The sequence below is a fragment of the Sinorhizobium sp. 7-81 genome (genome assembly GCF_030124405.1).
Classification (GTDB): domain Bacteria; phylum Pseudomonadota; class Alphaproteobacteria; order Rhizobiales; family Rhizobiaceae; genus Sinorhizobium; species Sinorhizobium psoraleae.
This window is the reverse complement of the sequence record NZ_JASKLT010000079.1, coordinates 1-690: the sequence shown is the minus strand read 5'-3', so window position 1 is coordinate 690 and position 690 is coordinate 1. Positions and strand designations below refer to the sequence as shown.

The 690-nt window shown below is 57.1% G+C and carries 1 protein-coding gene; it reads left to right on the top strand.

Features of this window, described 5'->3' with window-relative positions; all coding sequences use genetic code 11:
* Positions 1 to 690 (top strand): AMP-binding protein (locus QN224_RS33565; protein ID WP_283980178.1); only part of this gene is annotated, 690 nt, incomplete at both ends.

Genomic DNA, 690 nt, shown 5'->3' with positions numbered 1-690 from the left:
GACCCCCGCGCCCTCGGCCTCACTTCCCGCCATCTCGCCTACATCATCTACACCTCCGGATCCACCGGCACGCCAAAGGGCGTCATGGTCGAGCATGCCGGTCTGGCAAATTATCTGCAATGGTCAGTTCATTCATACTACAAGCAAGCTTCGAAGGGCTCGCCCCTACTGCACTCGTTAAGCTTTGACGGCATTGTTACCACTTTGTTCGGGCCACTCCTGGCAGGTGCGCGACTGCATCTCTTCGAACATTCCCGTCAGCTAGATTCCTTCACTGCTCCAGGCGACGGTACTACCTATGATTTGATTAAGCTGACACCAACGCACTTGAGTATGTTGAATAAGTCCCTTGGGGACTACGACGGACCTCCACCAACAAGAACACTTATGGTCGGCGGAGAACCCTTAGTCCCCGCAGACATATATTTTTGGCAGCGGCGCTTTCCGAATGTACGTCTGATCAATCATTTTGGCCCGACCGAAGCAACGGTTGGATGTGCAACATTCGAGATAACCGAAACCGCCGAGGGGCTGGCCTCAATTCCGATTGGCCGCCCGATTGCGAACACGCGTGTGTATCTTCTCGACCGGCATGGCGCACCGGTGCCGTTCGGGGCGGTCGGCGAGCTCTATATCGGCGGGGCAGGGGTGGCGCGCGGCTATCTCAACCAACCGGAGCTGACGGCCGAG